This window comes from Prosthecobacter sp. (genome assembly GCF_049294395.1).
Classification (GTDB): Bacteria; Verrucomicrobiota; Verrucomicrobiia; order Verrucomicrobiales; family Verrucomicrobiaceae; genus Prosthecobacter.
Window position 1 is genome coordinate 1 of sequence record NZ_JBAQCR010000225.1, and the last position, 4,802, is coordinate 4,802.

At 60.0% G+C, this 4,802-nt stretch carries 1 protein-coding gene; it reads right to left on the reverse strand.

Annotated elements, in window-relative coordinates; translation table 11 throughout:
• Positions 1-1,068: 1,068 nt before the first annotated feature.
• Positions 1,069-4,802 (reverse strand): zeta toxin family protein (locus tag WAW39_RS15635; RefSeq protein ID WP_422320121.1); only part of this gene is annotated, 3,734 nt, incomplete at its 5' end.

Here is a 4,802-nt window from a genome sequence, read left to right on the forward strand (position 1 = left end):
GGCGGGCAGTGGCGCAGGGAAGGGGGCGGCGGAGAGATGAAGAGGAACGCATGTGAAGTGCATGGCCGCAGGGCGGCGGTGGCACCTTCCGAGTTCTTCACAGCGTCAGGTTGTTTGAAAGATCTGAAAAGGATTGGGCCGTGATTTGGGAATGCAAGTGGAAAATGTGTTGTAGTGGTAGATGATGGTATTCAAGTGTGGTGGGGACGGCTGGCTGCCGGGGCTGGCGTAGGGCATTCAGCTTTCGACGGATGGTGGATCAGAGTGCCTCAGCCGCATGGCAGCAGTGCGCTGCAGGGAGGTAACATGACCTGTCGAAATCCTCACAACTTGTCCTTTGGACTGTTCTGCGATAAACAGCCGCAGACATCATCAGGACGGTCGCATGCCTACCGAAGTTGTTGCTGAAACTGACCACGACACGCGTTCGTCAGTACTTTGGCAGAGTGATCAGGGACAAACGCCGAGGGACGGAGGCGTTTCAGACAGTCCGAAGGACTGCCCCGCAGGGGTGAACCTGCGTGAAGCAGGTGAATCAACTACTCCGAGGGGGCAAGGTGCTGGCATGTTCAGTTAGACGTAGGTTAACTTGGTTCCGCCAACAGCGTTGCCGTTTCAGGGAGAGAGCATCGGTCACAAAGCTGAACGCCGACCGATTTCTCTTTTTGAGGCGGCTTCAATCATAGGAGCATTCATCACCGAGCAGCTGTCCTGACTTTATTATTCAAATAGGCTGGCACGTCCCGCGCTATTGGTTGGCGCGTGGGTTCATTTCTTTCATCCTCGCTTAAGCTGGAGGCATGAAGTCTCCACAAAATGCCATTCGTGCCTGGCAGCTTTTATTGGTTGTAACTGACTCAATGATTAGGCGGCACTAGCGCTTCGAGTTCTGGGTTTCCTTGGGCGAGGAGCCGGAGGACTCGTGGCTCGTACTTTCTGCTTCGGACGGCTTCTTCGAAGATTCGGCGAGCTCTTTCAGCTCCCTCTTCCCGAAACTCCGCAGGAAGATTTCCCGCCGTTCCTTGATGCGTTCTTCTGTCCAGCCTTGATTAATTGGTTGTAACTGACTCAATGGTCATGCGGCACTAGCGCTTCGAGTTCTGGGTTTCCTTTGGCGAGGAGTCGGAGGACTCGTGGCTCGTAGTCTCCGCTTCGGACGGCTTCTTCGAAGATTCGGCGAGCTGTTTCAGCTCCCTCTCGCCGAAACCTTTCAGAATCGCTTCCCGATGCGCCTTGAGTCGTTCTTCCGTCCAGCCCTTGTTCATGGTTTGTATCATATGAGTATTCGCCTCCTGCGTCAATTTGTTCCAGGTTCAGTAATTTGGGTTTTTCCGTCAATGTCTTTCCATCATTGAGCCAGATATTAAGTGCAAAGTTGGGATTATTCGCAAAGTGTTTGGCGATCTTAAGAATGCTCTGTTGTGCGGCCTGGTGGATGGCTGGCAGGTCTGCCAGTGAACCCCAGCGGCCTTTGCTCTGCGCACGGTCAATCGCTCCTTTCAGCACCAGTGGAAGCGGGCGCTGAACATAGTTGATCACCACATGCCAACCTTTGGCGATCGCATGCTCAATGGTCTTTATGGACCAGTCCGTCTCTCTCAATGTACCGTCATAGACGAGATCACTCTCGTTCACTGCCTGATCAGTGACCGCTGTGCTCTTGCCAGAAGCCACACCGCCTGCGGTGAACATCAGTTCTTTCCTGCCCTGAGGATTTTCAATCTCACGCCATAGTCGGTCTTTGGCGTAGGCCTGGGCCACGCGGCCGGTTGCATTGGTGTAGTTGATCTTGCCCTCGCGGCTTTCAGCAAACTCCGGCAGCAGTTCGCGTGCGATGTCGGTGCCGATGACCTTGCCGCCCTTCGCGTCCGGGATCTCGTTGTAGAGTTTGTCTGCGCGTGGCTGGTTGTTGGCGATGTCCTGCAGCTTCTTTTCATGCTCCGCCAGCGCCGGGTCGCTGCTGCTGCTGCTGCGCTCTGGGATGATCAGCGTGCCATTGGGCGCGCGATACGGGTTTCGGCCTTCTGCTGACTCGTCGGCGCCACTCGATGATGTCTCCGTAGCGCCATCGAGCTTCTCCGTCTCAGCATCCATCTCCTGCTGAGACTCCGCAGCGATGGCGGGGTCGCGCTTCTTGAAGCCCTCCTGGAGGATGAGCTGCGCGGTGTCGGTATCGCCGCGCCGGGTGGCGTCGATGATGTCTTTGCGGTAGTTTTTCTGCAGGCCCAGGCGGCTGAGCGCCGCATTGTCACTGAGCAGGGCTTTGCCGTTGGCGTAATCCTTCACGGAGGCTGCGCCGAGGCCGAGCAGGGTCAGGGGCAGCATGCCGATGGCGACATCGGCGCGGCTTTTCCAGAAGTCCTTTTTCTCCTGCTCCCAGTCGAAGCCGGGGAAGTCGAGCTTGAGCGCCTGGATGATGGCGGGCGTAGCGATGTCCTGCCCGGCTTCGACGACGTTTTCCACGGCGTATGAAAGGCCTGCCCTGCCAAGACCGCGCCCGATGACTGCGGCGGTGAGGCCCTGCGGATTGGCGAGGAGCTTGCCAATGTTGAGGCCGCTGAAAGCTTTGACGCCGACGTAGTCGCCTGCGGTTTGGATGACGGCGGAGAGTGTGGCTGCTTTGAGCTTGGCCTCATGAGAGGCCTCGGGGTACTTCAAACTCAATTCTTCATAGGCAGCTCCTTTGTAAAGGCTGGCGATGAACGGGGCTGCTGCCCCCCGGCTGGCAGCCATGAGGCCCATCATGGCGGCGCTCGAACCCAGGGTCGAAGCAAACAGGTTTGGAATGGGATCAACGTCTGAGCCGAGGGCGCTGATTTCCTGAGCCATGTGCACTCCTCGGGCCAGCCGGTTCTTGGCATCTTCAATGAGGCGGGTTTGCTCAGGAGTGAGCGTCAGCTCCGAGCCTTCACGGGGGAGGATGGCAGGCCCGTCGCCCGCCACAGATGCATTGACGGCATGAGCATGAATCATTTCTGCCTCCACAAACCGGCGCGCATCTTCTGCCGTGCGGATGTCTCCGGTAAAGGTGACGCGCCCGGTTGTGGGAACGGATTTGAGCACTTCCAAGGTGTTGGCGTGGCTGTTGCCGGAGATGCCACTCTCCAGAATCCGCCAGCCTGCTTCGCCGGCCTGCTGCCAGAAGGATGATCCGTCCTTGGTCATGCCGGCAGTGAAGAGGCCATGGAGGAGCTGCTTGGCGGCATCGGCGTATCCGGCACCGCCTTTGGCCGCTCCATTCACCGCGCCGCGCTTCTGTGCTTCGTTGTGCAGGGCGGCGAGAACGATGCGCCGCTCTTCATCGGGCAGGTCGATGAGTTTTTCACGCGCGCTGGCCAGGGCTGCGGCATCGCCTTCCTGGGCTTTGCCGGTCATGTCGCGCTCGATCGAGTCAGACAGCGTCTGCAACAAGTCGCGGTGTTTGGAGAGCACCGCAAACGCTGCGTGGTAGCCTTTGAAGAAGTGCTGCGCATCCTTGCCGGCTCCCTGCCCATCCTGCTGTCTTTGAGTGAGGCCTTTGAGGGAGCCGAGGTCATCGAGCGCGGCTTTGAAACCGACCTGCTGGGATTTGAGTGCGGTCTCGACTTCCTGCTTTTCACGCTCCTGTTTCTGACTGGTGAGATGGTGCAAGGTCTTGTCATCCACGCCGTCAGGCAGGTCATAATTCTTGCGCACATAGTCGTCGCGGTAGGTGTTGTAGTTCCGCCGCAGCTCGTCCATGGGCACCTGGGGATACTGCTGGTGGAGGAACTGCTCATTGGCCTCGCGCAGGCGGAGCTGCTCTGCCATGGACTCGGGGGTGAGCTTGCCGGTCTTGTCTTGGGAGTCCTGCGGCTGGGGAGGGGCTGCTGCGCTGTGCGCGGCATAGGAGCTCACGCCGCCGTTGAACTTGTCGTTTAAAAACTGGCCGTCCTGCACGGAGAGACGGCCCTCATTCACGAGCTGGCGGATGCCCTGTGGGGAAAGCCCCGCCTGTGTGAGCGCGGCGTCTGCCTGCTGGCGGTCGGTGGTGGTGCTGGTGGCGTGGAGGCCTCTGGCGATGAGCTCGCTTCTCTCCGCCGCGCTGAGAGGGGGCTGGGTGCCGGGCAGGTAAATGGGGATCCCATGGGGGGAGCCTTTGGCGGCCATGCTGATGGCGGCCTGGTCGTGCTGGCCATCAGGACCGGGGGAGAGGGTGAGGCGGTTGGTCTTGGGGTCGAGGGTGGCAAAGGGCTGGTGGATGCCGCTGCCATCTGCTGCGGGGCGCGAGAGGGTGTAGGTGCCGTCTGCGCTGCGGGTGACGCGTACGTTTTCGGGATCTGAGATGCCGAGGGCATGCTGCGCGGTGGAGCGTGCGGCTGCCGCCAGGTCTGCCGGGGGCTGATCCCCGCCCTGGCCTTGCATCATGGCCGGGGCCTGCATGAGCATTTCATGGAGTGTCATGCTCTTTCCTGGCACTGAGTCAGAGGCTTCGGCTGCGGGCTGGCCGCCTGCCGCATCGGCTCTGGCAAAGGATTTCTCTGCGGCGTCAAAGAGGCGCTTCGTGGGCTGTGGCAGCAGGGCCTGGCGCATGGCGGCTGCTTTGGCCGGGTCTCTCTTTTCAACCTCGGCGATGAGCTGGGTGTCCCAGGTGCGGGGATCTCCCTGAGCGGAGCGTGCGATCTTCTGCCACTCTGAGTCCTGCGGGGTTTCTGAGGCGGCTGTTTTGTACTGGTGAATGTCTGCCTGGCGGCGGCGGTACTCTTCAATGAAACCGCCGTAATGCTCCGCGCCCCTGGCCAGGGTCTGATCGAGCGCCTTGCGTGCCGCGGCCTCACGCGGAG